The following is a 23744-nucleotide window of genomic DNA, read 5'->3' on the forward strand; positions in this document are numbered from 1 at the left end:
CTGTGGACAGAAAGGGGGTATACCATGCTTTCTCTGCTCCATATTGAGAATATCGCTATCATTGAGTCGGCGGATATCCGATTTGATGGCGGCTTCAATGTGCTTACCGGCGAGACCGGCGCGGGAAAATCCATCGTCATCGACGCAATTGGCGCTGTTCTGGGAGAGCGGACCAGCCGCGAACTCATCCGCACCGGGGCCAGGTCGGCGCTGGTCACAGCCGTTTTTACTGGGCTCCCCAAGCTCAGATGGCTGGAGGATAACGGCTTTCCACCACAGGGGGAGGAACTGCTGCTCCAACGGGAGATCCAGGGGGACGGCCGGAATGTATGCCGGGTAGACGGACGGCCTTTGACCGTAGCCCAGCTCCGGGAGCTGGGGCGGCAGCTGCTGAATATTCATGGGCAGCACGACGGGCAGCAGCTTCTGGACCCGGAGAGCCACCTGGACTATTTGGACTGCTTCGGTAGGACCGGGGACCTTTTGAAAGACTATCAGAGTAGCTATCAGGCCATGAGTGAGAAAAGGCGGCAGATCGCTTCGCTGGAGATGGACGAGGCGGAGCGGAGCCGGAGGGTGGACACGCTGACCTATCAGATTCAGGAGCTGGAGCGGGCCGGGCTGAAGCCGGGTGAGGATGAGGAGCTGGACGCCCGAAAGACCTTGATGCGCAGTGCCGGCAAGCTGATGGATGCGCTCCAGGCGGCAGAATATGCGCTGGGGGGCGATGAGGATAGCCAAGGGGCCTGTGCCCTAATTGCTGACGCCGAGGGGGAGCTGCGGGGCGTGGCCCGTCTCAGCCCACAGATTGGGGCGTTGGCGGACCAGGTGTCCACCCTGCGGGCCGCGGCGGAGGACGCCTTGGAGAGCCTGCGGGACCAGGGCAGGGAGCTTGACTTTTCTCCGGAGGAGCTGGACCGACTGGAGAGTCGGCTGGACATCCTTTACCGGCTGAAAAAGAAATATGGCTCCACAGTGGCTGATATGTTGGACTATTTGGAGCGGAGCCGCCAGGAGCTGGACCAGATCCAAGATGCGGACGACACCATTGCACGACTCCAGAAGGAGCTGTCCCAGGTCCGGGCACAGGCCAGGGAGAAGGGAGAGCGCCTGTCCCATGCCAGAAAAGAGGCGGCCCTGTCCCTGCAGCAGCGGGTGCAGGAGGAGCTGCGCCAGCTGGATATGCCGAAAGTGCAGTTCCAGGCTCAATTTCTGGGGCAGCAGGAGGAGGACGGGATGGGACCCACAGGGCTGGACCAAGTTCAGTTCCTGATGTCCGCCAACGCGGGAGAGGCGCTGAAGCCGATTCAGAAGGTGGCCTCTGGTGGTGAACTGGCCCGTATCATGCTGGCACTGAAAAACGTGTTGGCGGAGGATGACGGAGTGGGCAGTCTGGTCTTTGACGAGGTGGACACCGGAGTTTCCGGGCGGGCGGCCCAAAAGGTAGCGGAAAAGATGGCCCAGGTAGCCAGACGAAAGCAGGTGCTGTGCGTCACCCACTTGCCCCAGATTGCGGCAATGGCAGACACCCATTTCTCTGTCCAAAAGGGTGAGCAGGATGGCCGGACGTATACCCATGTGGAACGATTGGACCGGGCGGGAAGAGGAGAGGAGCTGGCCCGTCTGATCGGGGGATCTTCGGTGACAGACCTGCTGCGCCAGAGTGCGGAGCAACTGCTTGCTGAGGGAGAAAAGTACCGGAATGTCCTCCGAGAAGCCCTGTAAAGGAGCGCGGGATTTGAAGTGGACTCCCACAAGTTTTAGCAGGTAAATAGGAGGATATTATAGATATGAGTGAGAGAAAAGTCGCAGTTGAGCCCGCGGACCTGGCGCGGCAGTGGCCTCTGCCCGCAAAGGAGCAGGTCCATCAGGAGCTAAAGAGGGCCTTAGAAGGGTGCCGGCGGAAGATGGTGGTGCTGGACGACGATCCCACCGGCGTCCAGACGGTTCACGGCCTGTATGTCTATACAGACTGGGAGCGGGAAACACTGCTCCAGGGCCTGCGGTCGGAACAGCCCATGTTCTTTGTTCTGACCAACTCCAGGGGCTTTACCGCGGAAGAAACAGAGCGCGCCCACCAGGAGATCGGGAAGAATCTGGCCTGGGCGGCCAGAGAGGCGGGGCAGCCCTTTGTCCTAATCAGCCGGGGAGACTCCACGCTGCGGGGCCATTATCCCTTGGAAACGGAGACATTGCGGCAGACCCTGGAGAGAGAGCTGGAGACCTGTTATGACGGCGAGATCATCATGCCCTATTTCCAGGAAGGGGGCCGGCTCACCATTGGAGATGTCCACTATGTGAAGATGGGAGAACAGCTGGTGCCCGCCGGCATGACGGAATTTGCCAAGGATACCACCTTTGCCTACACCTCCTCCGACCTGAAAGACTGGTGCCAGGAGAGAACCGGGGGCAGATACCGGGCGGAGGAGATGGTATCCATCTCCCTGGAGGAGCTCCGGGCCCTGGATTATCCGGGTATCACCAGGAAGCTGATGGGCGTGTCCGGGTTTCAGAAGGTGGTGGTCAACGCTGCGGATGACCTGGACGTAGAGGTTTTTGTCACCGCTCTGATGGCGGCCTTGAATCAGGGAAAGCAGTTCCTTTACCGCTGTGCCGCCGGACTGGTCCGGGTAATGGGCGGTGTAGAACATCGTCCACTCCTGGGCCGGGCGGAGCTGCGTGACGGGGATAACCCGAATGGAGGACTGGTGGTGGTGGGCTCCCATGTGAAAAAGACGAGCCAGCAGCTGGAATGCCTTCTGGATGGTGTGGATGGCCTGGAGGAGATCTGTTTCCAGGCGGAGAGCGCCCTCCAGCCGGGTGGTCTGGAGGAGGAGCGGGCGAGAGTGTCGGCCAGGGCCCAGCAGGTGATACGGGCAGGACGGACCGCTGTAGTCTATACCAGCCGCCAGGTCCTCCGGGTCAGTCAAGAGAGCGCCGACGCCAATTTGGAGCTGAGTGTGCGTATCTCGCGGGCCCTTACTGGGGTAGTGTCCGATTTGAGAGAAAGGCCGTCCTTTATCGTGGCCAAGGGGGGCATCACCTCCAGCGATGTGGGTATCCAGGCACTGGGCGTCAAAAAGGCGTTGGTGCTGGGGCAGGCCGCCCCTGGAGTTCCGGTTTGGAAGACTGGAGAGGAGAGCAGATTCCCCGGTATGTCCTATATTATTTTCCCAGGAAATGTAGGAGAGGTGACAACACTGCGGGATATCGTTCACGAACTGGTCTAAAAGACGCAGGTGCCCAGTCGGGCCGCTGAAATAGGCGGCCCGATTTCTTTTTGAATTAAAAAAGGAATTTATGGGGACAAGACATATTTTCTCTTCCGTTTTTGAAACAAATCTGTTATACTATTTAAGACAGCCCGCAGGGAGAGTGTGGGTGCTGGCTCTTTGGAAAACGAACTGGGGATGAGAGGGAGAGAAGACCGTTTGGTATTTGTGCTGCTGTTCCTGTTTTGGCTGCTGCTGAACGGAAAGGTGACCGTTGAGATCATATTGGTTGGCGCGGCAGTTTCTGCGGCGCTGACTTGTTTTGCCCATCGGGTGCTCCATATTTCGCCTCAGGGAGAACTGCGCGTTCTGCGCAGACTCCCTGAGGTGTTTTGTTATCTGATGTGGCTGATGGGCCAGATTTTGCTGTCCAACATCCAGGTCATCGGCCGTATCCTGACCCCTGGGAAGAAACAAGCTCCGGCAAAATTGATCTGGTTTCAGCCTGGGACAAAGGGTAACCTGGCCAAGTTGGCCCTGGCGAATTCTATCACCTTAACGCCCGGGACAGTGACGGTGTCCATGGGGCCGGATATGCTGTGTGTCTACGCCCTGGACCCTGAGTTTGGAGCAGGACTAAAGGAATCTGCCTTTGCGGAGAAACTGAAAAAGCTGGAGGAGGAGCGCCATGGCTGAGTGTACGCCGATGCTGCGGGCAGTTCTGACTGCTGTACTGTGCCTGCTGGCGCTGGGTATTCTGCTATGCCTGATCCGGGCTATCCGCGGGCCCAGGTATACGGACCGGGTGATAGCCCTCAATGAGATATGCACGTTGGTCATCTTTGTGATCTGTATTTTGTCCTATCTGCTGGGAAAGGCATACTTGGTGGATGTGGCTATCCTCTACGGACTACTTAATCTGCTGGCGGTGGCTGTTTTAAGCCGCGTTACCGTGGAACGCCACCGAAACCGGAAGGAGGGAAAGAAATGACTATCCGTACCATAGCTGCCCTGGGGCTGATTCTTCTGGGAACCCTGGTGATAGCCATCTCCATTCTGGGGCTGTTCCGCTTCCGGGATGCCTTGGAGCGTATCCACGCGGGAGCGGTGACCGACACCCTGGGTGTGCTGCTAATCCTGGGGGGACTGATCCTTCTGTGTGGCTGGAACGGGCATGGGATTAAGCTGGCTGCAACGCTGGTGGTCCTCTGGGCCACCAATCCCATTTCTTCCCACCTGATTGCCAGAATGGAACTGATTACCGGCCGGGATATCGAACCAGATCAGCTGACCGGAGAGGGGGAGCGGGAATTGTGATCGTACTGGAGATCATTCTGCTGCTGTTCTTGGTGTTCTGCGCCGTGGCCGCAGTGATGACCAAGAGACTTATGGCCTCGGTCATCATCTTTATGTCCTATTCCTCGGTCATGGCCATCCTGTGGTTTCTGCTGGAATCCCCCGACCTGGCCATTACAGAGGCCGCTGTGGGGGCGGGTGTCACAAGTCTGCTGTTCTTCCTGGCCCTGAGAAGGGTGAATGCCCTGAAAGGGGTGGACAAGGATGAGGAGTGACCATACTGAAGAAAGCCGCTTTGAGCGGTTTCTCCACTGGGCAGAGGGGGAAGAAGCGGATCAGGGGTCGGAGGAGGCCGAGGACCCGGAGCGGGCAGAGTTCGTGGAGTATCTAGAATATATTGACTCCCACGAGCCCATGGATTTCGGTGCCTACCGGCTGATGCGGATGCGGGAGCGAGCGGCAAAAGGGATTCCTCAGCCTGCGGTACCAGGCCATCATGCCGTCGTGGAACAGAGAGCGGTCAGAGCGGGTGGTCGAAAGAGGGGGTACCGGCCAGGCACACTGAAAAAGTTGGTGCGTGTCTACCGTATTCTGTCCGTATGTGTGACCATGGTGCTGATGCTTACCCTGTTGCTGGTAGCTCTTTCCATGCCGCGGTTTGGGGACCCGGAAGCCCCGGCGATCAACGAGGTATCTCAGCGATATCTGGAAAAAGGCGTGGAAGAAACAGGCGCGGTCAATGCCGTAGCCGGAATGATACTGGATTACCGGGCATTTGACACTTTTGGTGAGTCTACGGTCCTCTTTGCGGCTGCTATGAGTGTGGTCCTGCTGCTGCGTAAGACTGGGAAGGAGGACGGCCAGACTGCGCCTTGTGATTCGGTACTGGCTCAGATGGGGCAGCTCATCCTGCCGGCGGTGATGATGTTTGGCATCTATGTGGTCCTCAATGGCCACCTAAGTCCCGGCGGAGGCTTTTCCGGAGGGACTGTGCTTGGGTGCGGATTGATCCTCTGCTCCATGATCCTGGGGAGTGAAGAGATGGAACGCCTGCTCCCGCCCAGACGCATCACGGCGGTGACGGTTACCTGCCTGTTAGCCTATGGCCTGATGAAAGGATATTCCTTCTTTACCGGGGCCAATCACTTGGGGGGGGAGGTGCCCAAGGGGACGCCGGGCGCCATTTTCAGCGCCGGATTCATCCTGCCCCTGAATATCTGTGTAGGCATCATCGTGGCCTGTACGATGTACACCTTTTTTACCCTGTTTTCACAAAAGGAGGGGTAAGCCTTGGCGGAATTGATTTTACAGCAGCGGTTTTACATAGCGGCGATCCTCTTATTTGCCATAGGGATCACCACGCTATTTCTCCATCCCAATTTAATCAAAAAGATTATCGGACTCAATCTTATGGATACCTCAGTATTCCTTTTCTTGGCGGCCATGGGCTATGTGGAGGGAGGAAGCGCCCCCATTTTGGAGGAGGGGATGGAGCGGGCTGTACGGATCAATCCGGTACCGGGAGGGTTGGTGCTGACTGGTATCGTGGTGGCGGTGAGTACGACGGCACTGTTTCTGGCCCTGACCTGTCGGCTGTACAAGAGGTATCACAGCCTGAATCTGGATGTCATTCTGATGCGTTCCAAAGAAGAACATCATAATTAGGGAGATATAAATCAGAGACAGAATGGAGGTGAAGCTTTTGCCCTTTACATATAACGTTCCTTTCTTCAGCATTTTTCTAGCCCTGCTCAGTGCGGTGTCAGTTCCGTTCCTGAAAAATGGAGAGCAGGCACTTCGGATGATCCGGGTGGTCCAGGCCGTGGTGGCAGCCCTGTCGGCGGCTCTGCTGGCCCACCTGTGGAGTGGGGACAGCTTCACCTTTATGATGGGACATTTTCCGGCCCCTTGGGGAAACGAACTGCGGGCTGGTCCTCTGGAGGCATTGCTGGCCCTGGCCTTCAGCTTGGTGATGTTTCTCTCTCTTACTGGTGGCGCAGAGGACATCCGCCGGGACATTCGGGAGGAGCGCCAGGGGCAGTATTGCCTGTTGATGCAACTTCTCTATGCGGCTCTGCTGGCCATGGTTTATACCAATGACCTCTTCACCGCCTATGTCTTTGTGGAGATCGCAGCGGTCACCGCCTGTATCGCTGTGGTAGCGAAGGAGAGCGGCCGCTCTGTGGTGGCGGCCATCCGGTATCTGGTGTTCAGCTGCCTGGGTTCCGGCTTGATCCTGCTGGGCATTTCCATGCTGTATAGCGTCACCGGACATCTGCTGATGGAGGACTTGGGGCGGGCGGTAGCACAGTTGGCCCAAACCGGCAGATATGCGATTCCACTGACAGCTTCGGCACTGCTGATGACTCTGGGGCTGGCGATTAAAAGTGCTCAGTTTCCCTTTCACGCCTGGCTGCCCGACGCGCACGCCAGTGCGACGACCGCCTCCAGCGCCATTTTGTCTGGACTGGTGCTGAAGGGTTACATTGTATTGATTATAAAGCTGATCCTGCGAGTGTTTGGCAGCAGTGTACTGATCGAAATGTACCTCCATGACCTGCTTTTCCTTTTGGGCGTAGCTGGTATGCTGTTCGCTTCGGTGGCTGCTTTGCGGCAGGAGGAGGTAAAGAGAATGATCGCCTACTCCTCCTCGGCCCAGATATCCTATATCTTTCTTGCCCTGGGGCTGGGCAGCCGGGCGGGGACCGCCGCGGCCTGCTTCCAACTGCTGACCCACGCCTTTACAAAGCCCATGATATTTGTGGGTGCCGGGGCCCTGATACGGGCCGGGGAGGGAGGACATTACTGGAGTGACCTGCGGGGTATGGCCTGGCGGGCTCCAGTGGCCGGCATCGGGTTTACCGTGGGCGGCCTGTCTCTGTGCGGCCTACCGCTGCTGGCCGGCTTCTCATCCAAATATAGTCTGGCTGTGGCGGCACTGGCGGGAGAGTGGCAGACGATGCCGACTCTGTTCAGCCTGGCTGTCAGCTCCGTCCTCAACGCCATGTATTATATCCCTGCTATTTTGGTCATCTGGGGCAGGAGGGACGGGGAAAGAGGTACTTTCCTGTCCGCAAAAGAGGCATCGGCCCACCGCTGGGCTACCCTCTGCTTCGTGGCGTTCAACCTGGTGCTGGGCGTGGGGGTAGGACCGATCCTTGCTCTGATCCATACAGGACTCGCGCTGTTTTGATTGACCATTTGAAGAGAAAGAAGGTGACAGGATGGAAATGCTGTATGGAAACTGGCTGGTGCTGCCTGTGCTGTTTCCCATATTCGGCGGCCTGATGGCGGCCCGCATCCATACCCTTGGGGCGCGACGTACCGTCGTTTCCACCATCCTGATCCTTCAGATCCTTCTGGTCTTGCCTGCGGCCATTTATGATACACCACCCTATACCATGCTGCATTTAGCCCCAGGGCTCCGCATCGTCCTGCAGGGGGACGCTCTGGGGCGGTTTTTTGCCGCCTTGATCTGTATCATCTGGTTCGCAGTGGCCTTTTTCGCCTATGAGTATATGAATCATGAGGGCCACCGGGAGCGGTTTTTTGGATTTTACCTCATGACGCTGGGCGCTCTGATGGGCATTTGCTTTGCGGGCAACTTAGTCACGCTCTACCTGTTTTATGAGCTGATGACGTTGTGTTCCGTCCCTCTGGTCCTGCACATCGGCACCAAGAAGGCATTTGAGGCCGCCTATCGCTACTTGGCCTTTTCTGTGGCCGGGGCAGGGCTTGGGCTGCTGGGACTCTTCATGCTCCAGGGCTACTGTACCACAGACCTGTTTACACCAGGCGGCGTGTTGAACAGCTCCTTAGCCACTGGGGACCGCCAGTGGCTCCTGTGCGTATTCCTGGTCATGGCAGTGGGGTTTGGCTGTAAGGCGGGAATGTTCCCGCTCCACGCATGGCTGCCCATCGCCCACCCGGTAGCACCTGCCCCCGCCTCCGCGGTCCTGTCCGGCCTTATCACTAAGATGGGCGTCTTTGCCATAATCCGGGTGGTTTACTATCTATATGGATGGGATTTTCTCAGCGGAACTTGGGTGCAGAGAACGGTGCTGATCCTGTCTCTGGTCACGGTGCTCATGGGCTCCACCCTGGCCCTGCGGGAGGACACACTGAAAAAAAGGCTGGCCTACTCAACGGTCAGCCAAGTGTCCTATGTGATTTTCGGCTTGATGCTGCTGACCCCTGCCGCATTGGAAGGCGCGATCTTCCAGGTGGTGTTCCACGCCATTGGAAAGAATGCCCTGTTCATGGCCACAGGCGCCATCATCTATAAGACACACCTGACCCAGGTTTCTCAGATGCGCGGTGTGGGCACGGTGTATGGCATCACCATGTGGTGCTTTGCGCTGGCCTCTCTGTCCCTGATCGGGATTCCGCCCACAGGGGGTTTCGTGGCCAAGTGGATGCTGGCCCGTGGGGCGCTGGAGGCCGGGCTGGGGCCGGTGTCCTATGTGGGCATCGGGGTTCTGATGCTCTCCGCTCTGCTTACCGCCTGCTATCTGCTTCCCATCATTACCTCGGCCTTTTTCCCCGGCAAGGGCTTTGACCGGAGCCAGATCGTCAAACAGCAGGATACCTGGCTCATGTGGATCACCCTCTGCTTCCTCACCGCGTCCGTGGTGATTTTAGGGATGTATCCCGGCCTTCTCTCTCCCGCGGTGGAGGATATCCTGGCTCCGCTTTTTGGTTGAGCCTTCAGACCTTGTGAGGAAAGGGGGTGTTTCCTTATGTGGATCATGCTAGCAGTGTTGTTTCCTATCCTGAGCGGCGGGATGCTGCCCATTTGGAAGCCAAGGGGCCGGCGGGGACGGCAGCACTATGTGTTGTTCGTATCCTGCATGACCGCCGTCCTGTCCCTGACTGCCATCTCGGAGATGAAGGGGGCAGAGGCCGTGGTCCTGGTCCATCTGGGGGAGCGGCTGTCTGTTGCGTTCCAGGTGGACGGACTGGGCTGTGTCTTTGGCACAATGGTGTCTCTGCTGTGGCCGCTGGCTTGCCTGTATGCCCTGGAATATATGAGCAGGGAGGGGGGAGAGGACCGTTTTTTTTCCTTCTATCTGGCTGCCTTTGGAGTGACGTTGGGCGTCGCCTTCTCGGCAAATATCCTGACCATGTATTTCTTTTATGAACTGCTCACCCTGGTTACCCTTCCCCTGGTCATGCACGGTATGGACGGCAAGGCGCGGTACGCCGGACGAGTCTATCTGGTGTATTCCATGAGCGGTGCCGCCCTGGGCTTTATCGCCATGGTCTTTCTCCTCCAATACGGCAGCGGGATGTTCCGCCTGGGAGGCACTCTAATCTCAGAGGGGACCAGCCTCGACACCCTGCTGGTGGCCTATGTGCTGGGCTTTTTTGGATTTGGGGTGAAGGCGGCGGTATTTCCAGGACACAAGTGGCTCCTGCGGGCCTCGGTGGCCCCCACACCGGTGACCGCCCTCCTCCATGCGGTAGCTGTGGTCAAGGCGGGGGTGTTCGCAGTAGTCCGGCTGACCTGGTATGGCTTTGGCCCGGATATCCTGCGGGGTACATGGGCGCAGGACCTGGTGCTGGCGGCGATTCTCTTTACCATCGTCTTCGGCTCGTCCAAGGCGCTCCAGACCAAACATTTGAAGCGGAGGTTGGCCTGGTCCACCATCAGCAACCTGTCCTATGTGCTGCTGGGCGTGATGACCCTGTCTACGGCTGGCTTGGTAGCCGGCATGACCCATATGGTGTTTCATGCGGTTCTAAAGATTACGCTCTTTTTTGGGGTGGGTGCGGTCCACTATAAGATGCACCGGGACTTCGTCCCGGATATTGAAGGGTGTGGCCCGCTGATGCCGGTGGTTTTCAGCACTTTTACCGTCACAGCGCTGGGGCTGATGGGAGTGCCTCCACTGGCCGGCTTTACAAGCAAATGGCTGCTGGCAACTTCCAGTGTGGCTCTGGGTACCCCGCTGGGATATTTGGGTGGCGCCGCTCTTATCGCCTCGGCGATCCTGACCGCCCTGTACCTGATGCAGATCGTCATGCTGGCCTTTTTCCCCAGACAGCACCGAGCTATCTCGGTGCGTATTCCAAGGCAGGCCCGGCGGGACCCTGGCGTGAGGATGACCATTCCCTTGGTCGTACTGGCTCTTGCCTCGGTCATTCTTGGGCTGATGGCCCAGGAGGTATATCTGGGCATCAGCCGGCTGCTGTTCTTATGACCGAGCATAGATAGGGGCATGCATTATTTTGGAGAGGGGGAGAGGAACCTGTGGGACGGATTCTGCTGCTGCTGGTCGCAATGCCTATTGTGTGCGGGCCGGTCAGCTATCTGGTGGGTCGAGTCTGGAAAAAGGCGAGGGATATCTTTGTCCAGTCTGCCGCCGCACTGGAGCTTCTGCTGGTGCTGTCAATGGCCATGGGAGAGGACACCGCGGTCCGGTTGGACGGCTTTTGCGGGCTCGGCATCTCCTTTGCTTCCGGTGGGTTCCACTCGCTTATGGCCATGCTGACTGCTACGGGGTGGTTGGCGGCGACCATCCTGTCTGACGAGTATTTTGCCCACATCAAAAGGCGGAACCGCTACTATCTGTTTTGGCTGGTCACATTAGGGGCTGCCATGGGCGTATTTTTATCTGCTGACTTGTACACTACCTTCCTATTTTTTGAGGTCATGTCCTTTACCTCTTATGTGTCGGTGGTCCAGACAGAGGAGGAGGAGGCCCTGCGAGCCGGAGGCACCTATTTAGCGGTAGCTGTCATCGGCGGTCTGGTTACCTTGTCAGGGTTATTTCTCCTGCACTTCCAACTGGGTACCCTTCAAATTGACCAGCTGGCACAGGCGGCGGCACAGGCTTCTGACCGTACCCTGCTCTGGGTGGGCGGCCTGCTGACCCTAGTGGGCTTTGGCGCCAAGGCGGGGGCGTTTCCGCTTCACATCTGGCTGCCCACCGCCCATCCGGCTGCACCTGCCCCCGCCTCGGCGGTCCTGTCCGGTGTTATCACAAAGACAGGGATTTACGGGGTAGCTGTGCTGTCCACAACCCTGTTTCTCCATGACGGAAGCTGGGGCGCCATGCTGGCAGTCATCGGGGCCGTCACCATGGTTTTGGGGGCTGTGCTGGCCCTCTGCTCCGTGGACCTCAAAAGGACACTGGCCTGCTCCTCAGTTTCCCAGATCGGTTTTATTTTGGTGGGGCTGGCGATGCAGTGTCTGCTGGGCAGCCATAACGCCCTGGCGGTGGACGGGACGGTCCTCCATATCGTCAACCATTCGCTAATCAAGCTGGCGCTCTTCCCGGCTGCAGGCGTCATCCATCTGTCTACCCATTCCTTTGACCTGAACGATATACGGGGCTTTGGCCGAAATAAGCCCATGTTGGCCCTTATCATGGGGATCCCCATGCTCAGTCTGGCGGGGCTGCCCCTGCTCAACGGCTATGTGAGCAAAACACTGCTCCACGAGAGCATCGTGGAATATATCCATCTGTCAGGAGAGCGGGCCTGGGCCTATACGGCGCTGGAGTGGCTGTTTCTTTTTGCGGGTGGGCTGACCTTGGCCTATATGCTGAAGCTGTTTCTCTGCATCTTTGTGGAGAGAAACCGGCTGCCCCAGGAGGTACTGGATAAAAAATGGCGCTGCCACGGCGGCTATATCGCTCCGGCCTCCGCGGCTGTTCTGCTGACATATGTGGGGGTGATGCTCCTCCTGGGCCTCTTTCCCGGCCGTTTTATGGATAGGATCGCTGCCTTTGGCCGCTCCTTTTTCCAGGGAGCGGTGCCGTCTCACGCGGTAGATTACTTCTCTGTGGTCAATCTGAAGGGGGCGGCGATCTCACTGACCATCGGCCTGGTGGTCTACCTCCTGGTGGTGCGCACCCTGCTGATGCCCAAAGGAGAGAGCGGGAGAAGGTACTACCGAGACCCTATTCCAGGATGGCTCAATCTGGAGTACGGGCTGTACCGACCGCTCCTGAAATTTTCCACCCAGGTACTGCTGCTGGCGGCTGCCTTTGTGGACCGGGTGGGCTTCCGGCTTTTGTTCCGGGGACTGCCTGCCTTGTTCCTAAGATGGAGCCGATGGCTGATCGACCGACGAAGCCGGCTGGTGAGCGCCCTTACGGGGCAGGAATATACACCACGGCCCAGCCTGGAACAGGTAGTGGATGACTCTAGCTTCGGCCTGTACGACGACCAGCCCCAGCGGGGGAATGGAGTCATGCGTTCGCTGGCCTTTGGCCTGATCCTGACCGGACTTGGCCTGGTGTTCTCGATTCTATTCATTTTCTTGCACAGATAAAAAAGCGTCCTGTACCCAATCTGGATACAGGACGCTATCTTTATTTGACTGAAATCATGCGGGAGAAATAAAGGTGGTGACCTGGCCATACAGGATGAAGGCCATAGCCACAGGGGCCACAAAGCGGATACAGATGCTGAAGAAGGAATACAGACCGTCCTTCATGGTATTTCCTTCTAAACTGACCTCGCTGCGGATGACCTTGGGGCCAATGACCCAGCCCACCAAGATAGACATGACCAAGGCCCCCAGAGGCATGGCCACGCCCTCAGAAATAAAGTCCATGAAGTCGAGCCAGGTGCCGCCCAGGGTCATACCAGTATCCTGGAAGGGAATCCAGAGTCCATTGGAGCCAAGCCCATCGGCGGCTACCAGAACAGCCTCCGCTAGCACGATGAGACAGGCGATCGCTACGATTCTGCTGCGCTTGGGCGACCTACCCTTGGCTACCTGATGGTCAATGACGAAGGTGACCAGCACCTCGACTAGGGCGATGGCGGAGGTGATAGCCGCCAGGGTGACAAACAGGAAGAAGAGAATACCAAAGATGGGGCCAAAGGCGCCCATAGAGTTAAAGACGTCCTGCATGGTGATGAACAGCAGTTTGGGACCGCTCAGTTCAGCACCCTCACCGCCCAGAGCGAAAGCGGCGGGGAGAACCGCAAGACCAGCCATAATGGCCACACAGGTATCAGAGATGATAATAATAAGGGAGTTTTTTACAAGGCTCTCCTTTTTGCTCAGGTAAGAACCGTAAGTGACGGTGATACCCATAGCTAGGGATAAGGAGAAGAACATCTGGCCGCCAGCGGTGGAAAGTACCTTCAGGAAGCCCTGAACAGAGGAGAAGGGCTCCCAGTTGGGGGAAAACATGAACTTCAATCCCTCGAAAGCTCCGGGAAGTGTTACAGCCCGAATGATGACGATGAGCAGCATAATCGCCAAGGCAGGCATACCGATTTTGTTGAACTTTTCAATACCATCTTTGATGCCGCCGCGGATGATGAGGTAACAGATAGCGATGAAGAACACAGTAGAACCGATGGCCAAGGGCTGGTTACTGAGCATATCGGTAAAAGACTGTGCGCCGGAGATGCTGGACAGGGAAAATACCCCAATCAACTCGGCAAAGTTGAGGCACACATATTGGATACAATAGGCGCCTAGAACGGTGTAGAAGCTTAGGATCAGCAGGGGAGAGATGATGGCTAGGAACCCCAAGAAGGTGCCCATGCCTCCAGCTACATTTTGATAACTTACCAGGACGCTTTTGCCGCTCTTCCGGCCGATTGCCAGCTCGGTTAGCATGATGGGAAAGCCTACCAGGACAGCAAGGGCGATGTAGATGATCAGGAAGGGAAAGCCGCCGCTGGCACCCATCTTATAGGGAAACCCCCAGATGTTGCCCAGTCCGACAGCAGCGCCTACCGTAGCCATCAAAAACCCGATGTTACTGCCCCATTGTCCTCTGTGATGTTCCATAATGATCCTCCCATTCTCTATAAATATCCCTTACAACACATCCTGAAATAGAATGTTAAAAAACATTGTAACAGAATATGAAAGACGTGTCAATGTAGAATTGCATTTTTATAGGGATGGGAAGCGTTAGAAGGAGACGGAAAAATCGACTGTTCCCTGTTGCCTTTTTTGATAGCTGATATATAATAAAAACAGAGACGGCTGTCCACATTCCAGCCGCATGAGAGAAGGAGAGAGAACACTATGGACTACGCGAAGGAGAGCCTCCGCCTCCACCAGCAGTGGGGGGGAAAAATAGAGGTAGTGGCTACTGTACCCGCTAATGACCAGGAGTCTCTGTCCCTGGCCTATACGCCCGGTGTGGCTCAACCGTGCCTAGCCATCCGTGACAATATTGACAGGAGCTATGAATTGACCAGGCGTCACAACCTGTGCGCCGTCATCACCGATGGTTCGGCGGTTCTGGGGTTAGGAGATATTGGTCCGGAGGCCGGAATGCCCGTCATGGAGGGCAAATGTGTCCTGTTCAAGACCTTTGGCGGGATAGACGCCTTTCCCCTATGTGTCAAGACTCAGGACGTAGATGAATTTGTCCAGACGGTGTATAACATCTCCGGCTCCTTTGGGGGCATCAATCTGGAAGACATTGCCGCGCCCCGATGCTTTGAGATCGAACGGAAGCTGAAGGAGAAGTGTGATATCCCGGTCTTTCACGACGACCAGCACGGCACCGCCATCATCGCCTTGGCCGGACTGACCAACGCCCTGAAGGTAGTGGGGAAGAACAAGGAGGAGGTGCGCGTCGTCTTTTCCGGCGCCGGCTCGGCGGCCATCTCCATTACGAGGCTGCTCCTTCTGGCCGGCTACCGGGATATCACGCTGTGCGACAAATTCGGGGCCATCTACCAGGGCTGCCCTCAGCTGAACTGGGCCCAGCAGGAGATTGCCAAGGTGACCAATCTGGAGGGACGACGGGGGAATTTGGCGGACCTGCTGGTGGGCGCTGATGTGTTTATCGGCGTATCTGCCCCCGGCCTTGTAACTCCGGACATGGTTCGGACGATGGAGCGGGACGCCATCGTCTTTGCCTGTGCCAACCCTACGCCGGAGATATTCCCGGATGACGCACGGTCGGGAGGCGCCCGTGTGGTGTCTACCGGACGAAGCGATTTTCCAAACCAGATCAACAATGTACTGGCCTTCCCCGGTGTGTTCCGGGGTGCCTTTGACGTGCGGGCCAGAGATATCAATGAGGAGATGAAGATGGCTGCGGCCCAGGCCCTGGCCGGCCTGATTTCCGAGGAAGAACTCTCGGAGGACTATATCATCCCGAAACCCTTTGACCCCAGAGTGGTGCCGGCGGTGGCAGAGGCGGTAGCGGAGGCGGCCCGCCGCACCGGGGTAGCCCGCATCTGAACCAGAATAGGGAGAGCAGTCCGCTGAAAATGGCGGGCCGCTCTCCTTTTCCATATCCAAAGGTGAATGGACGGAGGGGCCGCTGGGCCTTGATTTTGCGGGAGGCAGTCGATATAATAATACCATTATAATACATACTATTGACCTGCTGCGCGAGGCAGGTGCCCGGAGCACCCCGAAGAGGCGTATTGATATAAAAGGAGCAGAGCTATGGATATCCGCAAGCTGTCACAGAACATCCAGGAAGAAACAGAAAAGATCATCGTAGGAAAATCGGACCGGATCAGACTGATTGTGATGTCGATTCTGGCCAATGGACATATCCTGCTGGATGATCTGCCCGGCGTGGGAAAGACCACCCTGGTTAAGACCATCTCCATCGCCTTGGGCTGTCAGTCTGGACGAATCCAGTTTGTCCCGGATCTGCTGCCCAGCGATATCATCGGTATGCGGATATACAATCAAAAAACCGGGGATTTTGAGCTGCGCCAGGGGCCGGTAATGACCAATCTCCTGCTGGCGGACGAGATCAACCGTGCCATTCCCCGCACTCAGTCCGCCCTGCTGGAAGCCATGGAGGAGCGGCAGATCTCCATCGACGGCGAGCAGTTCCCTCTGCCCGCCCCTTTCCTGGTGCTGGCTACTCAGAACCCGGTGGAGTCGGAGAGTACCTTCCGGCTCCCTGCGGCCCAGATGGACCGCTTCCTTATCCGCATCAGCATGGGTTACCCAACTCCGAAGGAGGAACGGCGGATGCTCCGTAATTTGGGGGACGAGATCCCCTTTGACCAGGTGCGGCCGGTCACCAATGCCCAGGAGCTGGTGGAGGCCCAGCGGCAGATCAGCCAGGTACACCTGTCCGACGCGGTGGCCGATTACATCGTGGCGCTGGCCGCCGCCACCCGAAGCCATCCCCAACTGAAGATGGGGGCAAGCCCCAGGGCCACCCGGGGGCTCTACCGGGCGGCAAAGGTCTGGGCCGCCATGGAGGGCCGGGATTTCGTGACGCCGGACGACGTAAAGACACTGGCCGCCCCAGTGCTGGAGCACCGCCTGATCCTGGACAGCGGGGCCCGATTCTCCGGCGTATCTGTGTCCGCCATCTTGGACGATGTGCTGGAACGGCTCCAGGGAGCGCCAGAGCTGGAAGCAGTCGCCCATGAAAAATAAGCTGGTATTCAGCCGCTCTAGCCTTCTGGTGTCTATCCCGGTTATAGCGACATCGGCTCTGCTGTGTGTGCTGGCCGCCTTTTTTGGACAGAGTGCCCTGGCCAGTGTCCTCATGTTCCTGTTCCTTCTTGCGGCAGTTTCCCGGATATGGGCTTTCGCCTCCGCACGAAAGGTGTCCATCCAGGTGACCAATCGGAGCGGCGGCTTGTTCCCTGGGGAAGAGACGACCTTTGATATCGAGGTATGCAACAACAAGTTTCTGCCTGTGGTATGGCTGGAGGTATTTTTTCCTCTGTCCAGAAACCTCTGCCTAAAGCCGGAGAACAGCCGCAAGCCCGACGATTGGGAGATGACCGCCCTGGAGGAAGAGGGGGCTTCCACCCAACTGGTGGGAGAGAAGCGGCTGACCATGTTTCTCTGGTATGAGCGGCTGCGCTTCTCCTCCAGGTGGACGGCGGAGCGCCGGGGCGTCTATTCCACACAAGGGTGGCGACTGAGGACGGGGGACGGTTTTGGACTAAGTCAGGTAGAGTGCCTCATTCCCAAAGAGGACGCACGGCAGTTTTTTGTCTACCCAAGGCTGGTCCGGGTGGTCCCGGACCTGTTCCTGCGCAACTTGTGGAACGCGGATACCGGGACCAGGGGCGTCGTGGAGGACCTGACGGTGATCCGCTCCACCCGGAACTACATGACCACCGACTCCCTGAAGCATATCAACTGGCGTCTGGCCGCACGGGGGCTGCCTTTGTCCGTCAATGTGTATGAGGATATTTTGCCCAAAAATGTCCACTTCCTCCTGGACGGGGAGAGCTTTGGAGGGAACGTCCCCCATTGGGAAGAGTTGGAGGAAACTTTGAGTATCCTGGCCTCTGAATTCGTCCTGCTGGCTGACTACCAGGTTCAATGCGGCCTGAGCCTCTGCCGGGGTCTCAGCGGCAGGGCGGTCAATCTGTTTGCTGTCAGCCATGTGGAGGAGCTGCTCTGCGCCCTGGCCGCCTACGAGCCCTGTGCGCGGGTGCGCAAAGAGGACGGGGGGGAGTTTATCCTCCAGCAGCCGGTCTTTGACCAGGGCCCCATCTACGAGAGCGCCCAGAAGGTGGGCCGCTTCTATTACATCGCCTATGATACGGCATGCCTGGGGGACCGGGGACTGCTGCGCCGGCTGGGAGAGGAATGTACCTCGGTGCTGACCTACCGGGAGCCGGAGCCGTTTGGAGAATTTGAGCTGGTCTGTCTGTCCAGCCTGAGGGAGGGACCTGTCCATGGATGAGCGGCGGACCTTCTCATCGCTGGTGCTCCAGTTCACTCTGGCGGCCAACCTGTGCACCTTTTTCTATTTGATGACCCTGTCCACCAGAACACCCAATGGATACTATCCGCTGTCGATGCTGGTCTACTCTCCTGCTGTTTATCTGTTGAACAAGCTGTTTTTGAGCAGGCCACAGACTATGAGGAGACTGGTGCTGCTGAATACAGCGGTGGGAGCCCTTTTTTTCCTGTCTATTCTTCTGCTGGGAGAGCAGAAGGAGATGCTGCTGCTGGTATTTGCCGCGGGATTCTGTCTCTGGATAACCATGAAGGGGGGATACCGAAGTCTCCACGCACCCACACTCCACGAAATGATACTGAGTCTGGATACAAGCGCCGTAATGCTGGTCCTCCTGATGGGTTACACCTCGATCATGGGGAGCGGTATCCTATGGGTACTGCCTGGAGCGGCCGGCTTTGCCGCCGCCTGCTTGGGCGTAGCGGCCAGGCGGATGTATGGCCCAATCACAATCAAGGGCTGGGCTCTCTTGGGGATTGCCTTTGTGGGCATTTTTGGACTGATGGTTTTGCTGGTAGGAGTGGCGGCAGCCCCGGCCGGAGAGGGGATCGTGATGCTGTGGAATGGGCTGGTTACCATGGCAAAGGGAGTATTGGCTCTGCTGTGGCGGCTGCTTCTGTTTTTGTCTTCTCTGCTGCCGGAGATGGCCGCCGGGGATTTGGAGGAGCCCTATGCACAGATCCAGTTGCCGGAGGAGGAGCTTGTTCAGGCGGAAGCCAACCCTGTGTTGACCATCATCCTTCTGGTGCTGGCGGCGGTGGCGCTCCTCCTTTTCCTGGCGTGGCTGTTAAGGCTGATGGGACGGCTGAAAATTGGTGGGAGGAAGGTGCCAAAGGCTGAAAAGGCGCCTCAGCGCCGCCGTATCTCCCTGTGGAGTGGGCTGAAGCGGCTGCTAGAGAGCTGGAGAACCCGGATTCGTCTGCATCTGTTCCTGACACGTCACCGGGACACCCCTGTGGGGATGTTTTACGGCCTGGTCCGCCGCTGCCGACTCAGCCCCTGGCGTAAGCGGACTGGGGAAACGCCACGGGAATTCTTGCTCCGTCTGCGCCGAAGCGCAGGGGAGGACCTGGAGTTGGCCGCGGCCCTGGATGGACTGATTCCTGCGGTAGAGACAGCCCTTTACAGCCCTGCCGGCCGGAGCGACACTGTGGCCCAGGCTGGGCTGATCCGCCGCCGGATCGGGCGGGCTGTACGGGGACAGTTCCTGCGGGATAGCTGGTCTTCTGTCCGAAGGCTGAGAAAACCCGGTGTTGACAAAGGGACAAAACTGTGATACATTTGGCACACTGCGGAGATGAGGAAGAGTAGCAGAGGCAATTCCTGCCCAGAGAGCCCCCGGATCGGTGCAACGGGGGAGAGGAAGCTTTTGTGAATACCCCTCGGAGCAGCCGCCTGAACCGCCGAGAACGGCCTAGTAGGGGACAGGCCGGAGAGCGCCCGTTACAGCGCTGGAGTCATGTACTCCGAGAGGCTTCCGCCGCGAGGTGAAAGCATACCAGAGGTGGTACCGCATTTTCATGCCCTCTGTCCAATTTGGACAGAGGGCTTTCCTCATATCAGAGCAGAGAGGAGACTACGCATGACAGCCAGCCAAAGGGGAACACTGTTCGTAGCCATCTCAGCCGCCCTTTACAGCATTGGCGGGCTTTGCATCAAGGTCATCCCCTGGAACGGAATGTCTATCAATGGCGGACGGACCGCAATCGCCCTGGTAGTCATCGGGGCCTATCTGCTGTGGACCAAGCACCCTCTGCGCCTGAACCGATGGGTGGCACTGGGGGCCCTGTCCGTGTTTGGGACCAACGCCCTGTTTTCTCTGGCCAACAAGCTGACAACCGCCGCCAACGCCATTGTGCTTCAATTCACAGTGCCCATTTTCGTCATCTTGTTCTCCGCCCTTTTTTTTCGGAAAAAGCCCCAAAAGCTGGACCTGGCAGCCTGTGCGGTGGTGCTGGGTGGCATCCTCTTTTTCTTTCTGGACAGCCTGGAGATGGGGGGAGGGCTGGGCAATGTTCTGGCCCTGCTGTCCGGCGTGAGCTACGCCGGAGTGTTTCTGATGAACGATATGCCGGACAGCGACGCCATCTCCTCCGTATTCTGGGGAGATGTGCTGTCCGCCGTGACAGGGCTTCCCTTTTTGGCGCATGAAACGGAATTTACTGCCACAGCGGTTTTCAGCCTGGTCATTCTGGGGGCCTTCCAGGTAGGGGTCGCCTATGTGCTCCTGTGCATTGGCCTGAAGACCACCCCGCCGGTGACGGCCAGCCTGATCTCCGGCATCGAGCCGGTGCTCAACCCTATTTTGGTGGCGATTTTTTATAAAGAGGCCATCGGAGCCTATGCCATGGTGGGAGCGGCCATCGTCATCGGCGGGGTGGTGGCCTATAATGTACTCAAGCTCAAGCTGGGCGCGAAAGCACAGCATTCCAATATCCCAACAAAATGAAGATAACAGCCATGGAGAAAAGAAAGGAAAGGAAGTATAGATATGACCTGTTATGAAGAACTGAAGGCCAGAGGCCTCATCGCCCAGGTGACCAATGAGGAGGAGATCTCCAAAATGATCGACGAGGGGAAGGCTGTCTTTTATATCGGCTTTGACCCCACCGCGGACTCCCTCCATGTGGGCCACTTCATGGCCCTGTGCCTGATGAAGCGCCTCCAAATGGCAGGGAACCGGCCGATTGCCCTCATCGGCGGCGGTACCGGATATATCGGGGATCCCTCCGGACGCACGGATATGCGGAACATGATGACCCCTGAGACCATCCAGCACAACTGCGACTGCTTCAAGAAGCAGATGGAGCGGTTCATCGAGTTCGGCGAGGGCAAAGCCCAGATGGTGAACAACGCCGACTGGCTGCTGAAGCTGAATTATATCGACCTGCTGCGGGATGTGGGTGCCTGCTTCTCCGTCAACAATATGCTTCGGGCCAAGTGCTACGAGCAGCGGATGGAGAAGGGACTGAGCTTCCTGGAATTTAACTACATGATTATGCAGTCCTATGACTTCTATTACCTGTTCCAGAACTATGGCTGTAATATGCAGTTCGGCGGCGACGACCAGTGGTCCAACATGCTGGGCGGCACCGAGTTGATCCGCCGCAAGCTGGGGAAGGACGCCCACGCCATGACCATCACTCTGCTGCTCAATTCTGAGGGCAAGAAGATGGGCAAGACCGCCAAGGGCGCCGTGTGGCTGGACCCCAACAAGACCAGCCCGTACGAGTTCTACCAGTACTGGCGCAACGTGGGCGACGGGGATGTGCTCAAGTGCCTTCGTATGCTCACTTTCCTGCCCATAGAGCAGATCGATGAGATGGACAAGTGGGAGGGAAGCCAGCTGAATACCGCCAAGGAGATCCTCGCCTTCGAGCTGACCAAGCTGGTCCACGGAGAGGAGGAGGCCCAAAAGGCCCAGGAGGCCGCCAAGGCTCTGTTCGTAGGCGGGGGAGATATGAGTAATGTGCCCTCCACCACACTAACCGAGGCTGACTTGACCGACGGTTCTATCGGGATCTTAGACCTGATGGTCAGGTGTAAGCTGGCCCCCTCCAAGAAGGAGGCCCGCCGCCTGGTGGAGCAGGGCGGCGTCACTGTCAATGACGAAAAGGTGGCGGATGTCAATACGGCTTATACCGCCCAGCAGCTCTTCGACGGCTTAATGGTCCGCAAGGGGAAAAAAGTGTTCCACAAGGTGTCTCTGTAAAGTTGCACGGCCGGACAGGGGCTCGACAGACGTTTTTGGGAAAAGGCCAGAAAAGGAGCGGCGGATATGACCAAGGTAATGTTGACCTGCGGTGACTATCAATTTTTCGCGCGGTTGGAAGAAGAAAAGGCCCCCAGGACCTGTGCCATTTTTAAGAAGATGCTTCCCATCGAGGACAGGCTGATCCATGTCCGCTGGAGTGGAGAGGGGATGTGGATTCCCATGGGCGACACCCGGTGGGAGGGGCTGGACTTTGAGAACCACACCAGCTACCCCAGCAAGGGGGAATTGCTCATCTATCCAGGGGGCATCAGCGAGATGGAGATGATCCTGGCCTATGGCGGCGTGTCCTTTGCCAGCAAGGTGGGACAGTTGGCGGGGAACCATGTTCTAACGATTACCGAAGGGCTGGACCAGCTTTATGAACTGGGGAGGAAGACCCTGTACGAGGGAGCGCAGAACATCCGTATCGAGCTGGCCGAGGACTGATTGACAGCAGAAACGAAAAGCGGCGTGGGGATATTTCCCACGCCGTTTTTATGCTTAGAAGCCGCCAAGATCCCGTATAACCGCCCCGGCCAATACCAGCCCAGCGGCGGCGGGAACAAAGGAGATGGAGCCGGGGGTGGCCCGTCGAGCGGAGGAGCCGGGGCGGGTACCCTCACCGGCGGGAGCCTCTGCCTCGATAAGCTGGGCGGGGGAGAGGGGCTCCTCTCTGGAGTAGACCACCTTCAGATGGAGGATACCCCGCCGACGGAGCTCTTTACGCATGACGCGGGCCAGGGGACAGCCCTGGGTTTTGGAGATATCCGTCACTTCAAAGGCGGTGGGGTCCAGTTTATTTCCCGAACCCATGGCGCTGATGATGGGGATGCCTAGCGCCGTACACCGTGCAATCAGTTCCAGCTTGGCGGCCACAGTATCGATACAGTCGGCCACATAGTCGTACTGGGACAGGTCTACCTGATGGGCGTTCTGAGGCAGATAGAACATAGGGACGGCCTTGACCTGGCAGCCGGGGTTGATGTCCAGTACCCGCCGGGCCATGACCTCCACCTTTGGCTGACCAATGGTGGACCGAAGGGCGGCGATCTGCCGGTTGAGATTGCTCTCCGACACGGTATCGTCATCATATAGGTGTAAAGCTCCAACGCCTGCCCGTGCAAGCGCCTCTACACAGAAACCGCCCACGCCGCCCACGCCAAAGACGGCGACCCGGGCGGCGGCCAGCCGGTCGAGCGGTTCCTCGCCGATGAGTAGGCGGGTACGGATAAATGGATCGGACATGGTGTCGCTCCTTGCCCCGCGCTCCTCCATATGGAGAGGCGCGGATATTTTATTTTTATTTTACCATATCCATTGGGTCATGGAAAGGGAGAAGACACTGGTAATTTTACAAAATAGGATTGGCGAGAAAACAGCGGCGCTAAACAGGATTCTCGAACAGTATGGAAAGATAGGATAGACAGGCAAGGAAGGGGTATCTGCCATACCATCAAAGGAAAGGACTTTTTTCCGATTTTCCATTGAAAAAGGGGAGAAGATGGGGTATAATACTCCTATCTCAGAAAATGGAGGAATCCTGTTATGACCATTACAAAAGACACCATCATCGGTGATATTTTGACCATCGCCCCCCAGACCGCTCCCCTGTTCCTGGGCATTGGAATGCACTGTCTGGGCTGCCCCTCCTCCCGTGGAGAGACCGTGGAGCAGGCCTGCATGGTCCACGGGGTGGACTGTGATGCTCTGCTGGCGAAGGTCAACGAGATGATCGCCGCCGGTGAGTAAAGTTTGAAAAGCGGGGGCGGAGCGATTCCGTCCCCGTTTTTTTCTGGTCAGGGGGAA

General features: G+C 57.6%; 22 protein-coding genes. 20 read left to right on the top strand and 2 right to left on the bottom strand.

Annotated elements, in window-relative coordinates:
- Positions 1 to 24: 24 nt before the first annotated feature.
- The 12 genes from recN to WKS99_RS07470 all read left to right on the top strand — a co-directional run bounded on the left by recN (position 25) and on the right by WKS99_RS07470 (position 12789).
- Positions 25 to 1725, top strand: coding sequence for a DNA repair protein RecN (recN, locus tag WKS99_RS07415; protein WP_340405667.1), 1701 nt, complete (start codon positions 25 to 27; stop codon positions 1723 to 1725).
- Positions 1726 to 1790: 65 nt separating this feature from the next.
- The gene (locus WKS99_RS07420; protein ID WP_340405668.1) at positions 1791 to 3230 is read left to right on the top strand and encodes a four-carbon acid sugar kinase family protein; all 1440 of its coding nucleotides are present in this window, start codon (positions 1791 to 1793) and stop codon (positions 3228 to 3230) included.
- 162 nt (positions 3231 to 3392) lie between these two features.
- Positions 3393 to 3908, top strand: coding sequence for a Na+/H+ antiporter subunit E (locus tag WKS99_RS07425; protein ID WP_340405669.1), 516 nt, complete (start codon positions 3393 to 3395; stop codon positions 3906 to 3908).
- Positions 3901 to 4203, top strand: coding sequence for a monovalent cation/H+ antiporter complex subunit F (locus tag WKS99_RS07430; protein WP_147572213.1), 303 nt, complete (start codon positions 3901 to 3903; stop codon positions 4201 to 4203). The genes WKS99_RS07425 and WKS99_RS07430 overlap by 8 nt, the downstream gene beginning before the upstream one ends.
- Complete coding sequence (locus tag WKS99_RS07435; RefSeq protein WP_186852496.1) at positions 4200 to 4529, top strand: cation:proton antiporter; 330 nt, start codon at positions 4200 to 4202, stop codon at positions 4527 to 4529. Before WKS99_RS07430 ends, WKS99_RS07435 begins: the two co-directional genes overlap by 4 nt.
- Positions 4526 to 4783: a hydrogenase subunit MbhD domain-containing protein gene (locus tag WKS99_RS07440; protein WP_147572215.1), complete on the top strand. Its 258-nt coding sequence runs from the start codon at positions 4526 to 4528 to the stop codon at positions 4781 to 4783. The genes WKS99_RS07435 and WKS99_RS07440 overlap by 4 nt, the downstream gene beginning before the upstream one ends.
- Positions 4773 to 5795 (top strand): hydrogen gas-evolving membrane-bound hydrogenase subunit E, encoded by a 1023-nt coding sequence (gene mbhE, locus WKS99_RS07445; RefSeq protein ID WP_340405670.1) that lies wholly within the window; start codon positions 4773 to 4775, stop codon positions 5793 to 5795. Before WKS99_RS07440 ends, mbhE begins: the two co-directional genes overlap by 11 nt.
- 3 nt (positions 5796 to 5798) lie before the next feature.
- Positions 5799 to 6173: a sodium:proton antiporter gene (locus tag WKS99_RS07450; protein WP_147572217.1), complete on the top strand. Its 375-nt coding sequence runs from the start codon at positions 5799 to 5801 to the stop codon at positions 6171 to 6173.
- A gap of 28 nt (positions 6174 to 6201) precedes the next feature.
- Positions 6202 to 7701 carry a complex I subunit 5 family protein gene (locus WKS99_RS07455; RefSeq protein WP_436233172.1) on the top strand — a complete coding sequence of 500 codons (1500 nt, stop codon included), beginning with the start codon at positions 6202 to 6204 and terminating at the stop codon, positions 7699 to 7701.
- A 31-nt stretch (positions 7702 to 7732) separates the two neighbouring features.
- Positions 7733 to 9211 (top strand): complex I subunit 5 family protein, encoded by a 1479-nt coding sequence (locus WKS99_RS07460; protein WP_340405671.1) that lies wholly within the window; start codon positions 7733 to 7735, stop codon positions 9209 to 9211.
- Between the two features lie 36 nt (positions 9212 to 9247).
- Positions 9248 to 10711 (top strand): complex I subunit 5 family protein, encoded by a 1464-nt coding sequence (locus WKS99_RS07465; protein WP_186852499.1) that lies wholly within the window; start codon positions 9248 to 9250, stop codon positions 10709 to 10711.
- Between the two features lie 50 nt (positions 10712 to 10761).
- On the top strand, positions 10762 to 12789 hold the full coding sequence (locus WKS99_RS07470) for a complex I subunit 5 family protein (RefSeq protein WP_262669776.1): 2028 nt from the start codon (positions 10762 to 10764) through the stop codon (positions 12787 to 12789).
- A 54-nt stretch (positions 12790 to 12843) separates the two neighbouring features.
- On the opposite strand, the gene WKS99_RS07475 is transcribed toward WKS99_RS07470, so the two are convergent.
- A complete protein-coding gene (locus WKS99_RS07475; RefSeq protein ID WP_340405672.1) occupies positions 12844 to 14271 on the bottom strand; it encodes a sodium-dependent transporter in 1428 nt (475 codons plus the stop codon).
- Positions 14272 to 14514: 243 nt separating this feature from the next.
- On the opposite strand from WKS99_RS07475, the gene WKS99_RS07480 reads away from it, so the two are divergent.
- The 7 genes from WKS99_RS07480 (at position 14515) to WKS99_RS07510 (ending at position 22385) form a co-directional block, all read left to right on the top strand.
- Positions 14515 to 15687, top strand: a complete 1173-nt coding sequence (locus tag WKS99_RS07480; RefSeq protein WP_340405673.1) for an NAD(P)-dependent malic enzyme — start codon at positions 14515 to 14517, stop codon at positions 15685 to 15687.
- A gap of 210 nt (positions 15688 to 15897) precedes the next feature.
- A complete protein-coding gene (locus WKS99_RS07485) occupies positions 15898 to 16857 on the top strand; it encodes an AAA family ATPase (protein ID WP_186852501.1) in 960 nt (319 codons plus the stop codon).
- Positions 16847 to 18127, top strand: coding sequence for a DUF58 domain-containing protein (locus WKS99_RS07490; RefSeq protein WP_186852502.1), 1281 nt, complete (start codon positions 16847 to 16849; stop codon positions 18125 to 18127). The genes WKS99_RS07485 and WKS99_RS07490 overlap by 11 nt, the downstream gene beginning before the upstream one ends.
- A complete protein-coding gene (locus WKS99_RS07495) occupies positions 18120 to 19460 on the top strand; it encodes a hypothetical protein (protein WP_147572225.1) in 1341 nt (446 codons plus the stop codon). Before WKS99_RS07490 ends, WKS99_RS07495 begins: the two co-directional genes overlap by 8 nt.
- Positions 19461 to 19766: 306 nt before the next feature.
- Complete coding sequence (locus WKS99_RS07500; protein ID WP_186852504.1) at positions 19767 to 20633, top strand: DMT family transporter; 867 nt, start codon at positions 19767 to 19769, stop codon at positions 20631 to 20633.
- A gap of 42 nt (positions 20634 to 20675) precedes the next feature.
- Positions 20676 to 21896 carry a tyrosine--tRNA ligase gene (gene tyrS / locus WKS99_RS07505; RefSeq protein WP_262669772.1) on the top strand — a complete coding sequence of 407 codons (1221 nt, stop codon included), beginning with the start codon at positions 20676 to 20678 and terminating at the stop codon, positions 21894 to 21896.
- Between the two features lie 66 nt (positions 21897 to 21962).
- Positions 21963 to 22385, top strand: a complete 423-nt coding sequence (locus WKS99_RS07510; RefSeq protein WP_147572228.1) for a DUF3830 family protein — start codon at positions 21963 to 21965, stop codon at positions 22383 to 22385.
- A 54-nt stretch (positions 22386 to 22439) separates the two neighbouring features.
- Here the strand turns inward: WKS99_RS07510 and WKS99_RS07515 are convergent, their stop codons facing one another.
- A complete protein-coding gene (locus WKS99_RS07515; RefSeq protein WP_147572229.1) occupies positions 22440 to 23183 on the bottom strand; it encodes a tRNA threonylcarbamoyladenosine dehydratase in 744 nt (247 codons plus the stop codon).
- Between the two features lie 300 nt (positions 23184 to 23483).
- Here WKS99_RS07515 and WKS99_RS07520 point away from each other — a divergent pair, with 300 nt between their 5' ends.
- Positions 23484 to 23687, top strand: coding sequence for a DUF1858 domain-containing protein (locus WKS99_RS07520; protein WP_147572230.1), 204 nt, complete (start codon positions 23484 to 23486; stop codon positions 23685 to 23687).
- Positions 23688 to 23744: the final 57 nt, after the last annotated feature.

The organism is Flintibacter sp. HCN-6482, assembly GCF_037892565.1.
GTDB classification, from domain to species: Bacteria; Bacillota; Clostridia; order Oscillospirales; family Oscillospiraceae; genus Lawsonibacter; species Lawsonibacter aceti.

Bases quoted from the DNA above. Each gene is read 5' to 3' on its own strand.
- WKS99_RS07435 (WP_186852496.1), top strand. From the start codon at position 4,200: ATGACTATCCGTACCATAGCTGCCCTGGGGCTGATTCTTCTGGGAACC.
- recN (WP_340405667.1), top strand. From the start codon at position 25: ATGCTTTCTCTGCTCCATATTGAGAATATCGCTATCATTGAGTCGGCG.
- mbhE (WP_340405670.1), top strand. From the start codon at position 4,773: ATGAGGAGTGACCATACTGAAGAAAGCCGCTTTGAGCGGTTTCTCCAC.
- WKS99_RS07515 (WP_147572229.1), bottom strand. From the start codon at position 23,183: ATGTCCGATCCATTTATCCGTACCCGCCTACTCATCGGCGAGGAACCG.
- WKS99_RS07485 (WP_186852501.1), top strand. From the start codon at position 15,898: ATGGATATCCGCAAGCTGTCACAGAACATCCAGGAAGAAACAGAAAAG.
- WKS99_RS07520 (WP_147572230.1), top strand. From the start codon at position 23,484: ATGACCATTACAAAAGACACCATCATCGGTGATATTTTGACCATCGCC.
- WKS99_RS07465 (WP_186852499.1), top strand. From the start codon at position 9,248: ATGTGGATCATGCTAGCAGTGTTGTTTCCTATCCTGAGCGGCGGGATG.
- WKS99_RS07480 (WP_340405673.1), top strand. From the start codon at position 14,515: ATGGACTACGCGAAGGAGAGCCTCCGCCTCCACCAGCAGTGGGGGGGA.
- WKS99_RS07500 (WP_186852504.1), top strand. From the start codon at position 19,767: ATGACAGCCAGCCAAAGGGGAACACTGTTCGTAGCCATCTCAGCCGCC.
- WKS99_RS07430 (WP_147572213.1), top strand. From the start codon at position 3,901: ATGGCTGAGTGTACGCCGATGCTGCGGGCAGTTCTGACTGCTGTACTG.
- WKS99_RS07510 (WP_147572228.1), top strand. From the start codon at position 21,963: ATGACCAAGGTAATGTTGACCTGCGGTGACTATCAATTTTTCGCGCGG.
- WKS99_RS07490 (WP_186852502.1), top strand. From the start codon at position 16,847: ATGAAAAATAAGCTGGTATTCAGCCGCTCTAGCCTTCTGGTGTCTATC.
- WKS99_RS07475 (WP_340405672.1), bottom strand. From the start codon at position 14,271: ATGGAACATCACAGAGGACAATGGGGCAGTAACATCGGGTTTTTGATG.
- WKS99_RS07495 (WP_147572225.1), top strand. From the start codon at position 18,120: ATGGATGAGCGGCGGACCTTCTCATCGCTGGTGCTCCAGTTCACTCTG.
- WKS99_RS07420 (WP_340405668.1), top strand. From the start codon at position 1,791: ATGAGTGAGAGAAAAGTCGCAGTTGAGCCCGCGGACCTGGCGCGGCAG.
- tyrS (WP_262669772.1), top strand. From the start codon at position 20,676: ATGACCTGTTATGAAGAACTGAAGGCCAGAGGCCTCATCGCCCAGGTG.
- WKS99_RS07460 (WP_340405671.1), top strand. From the start codon at position 7,733: ATGGAAATGCTGTATGGAAACTGGCTGGTGCTGCCTGTGCTGTTTCCC.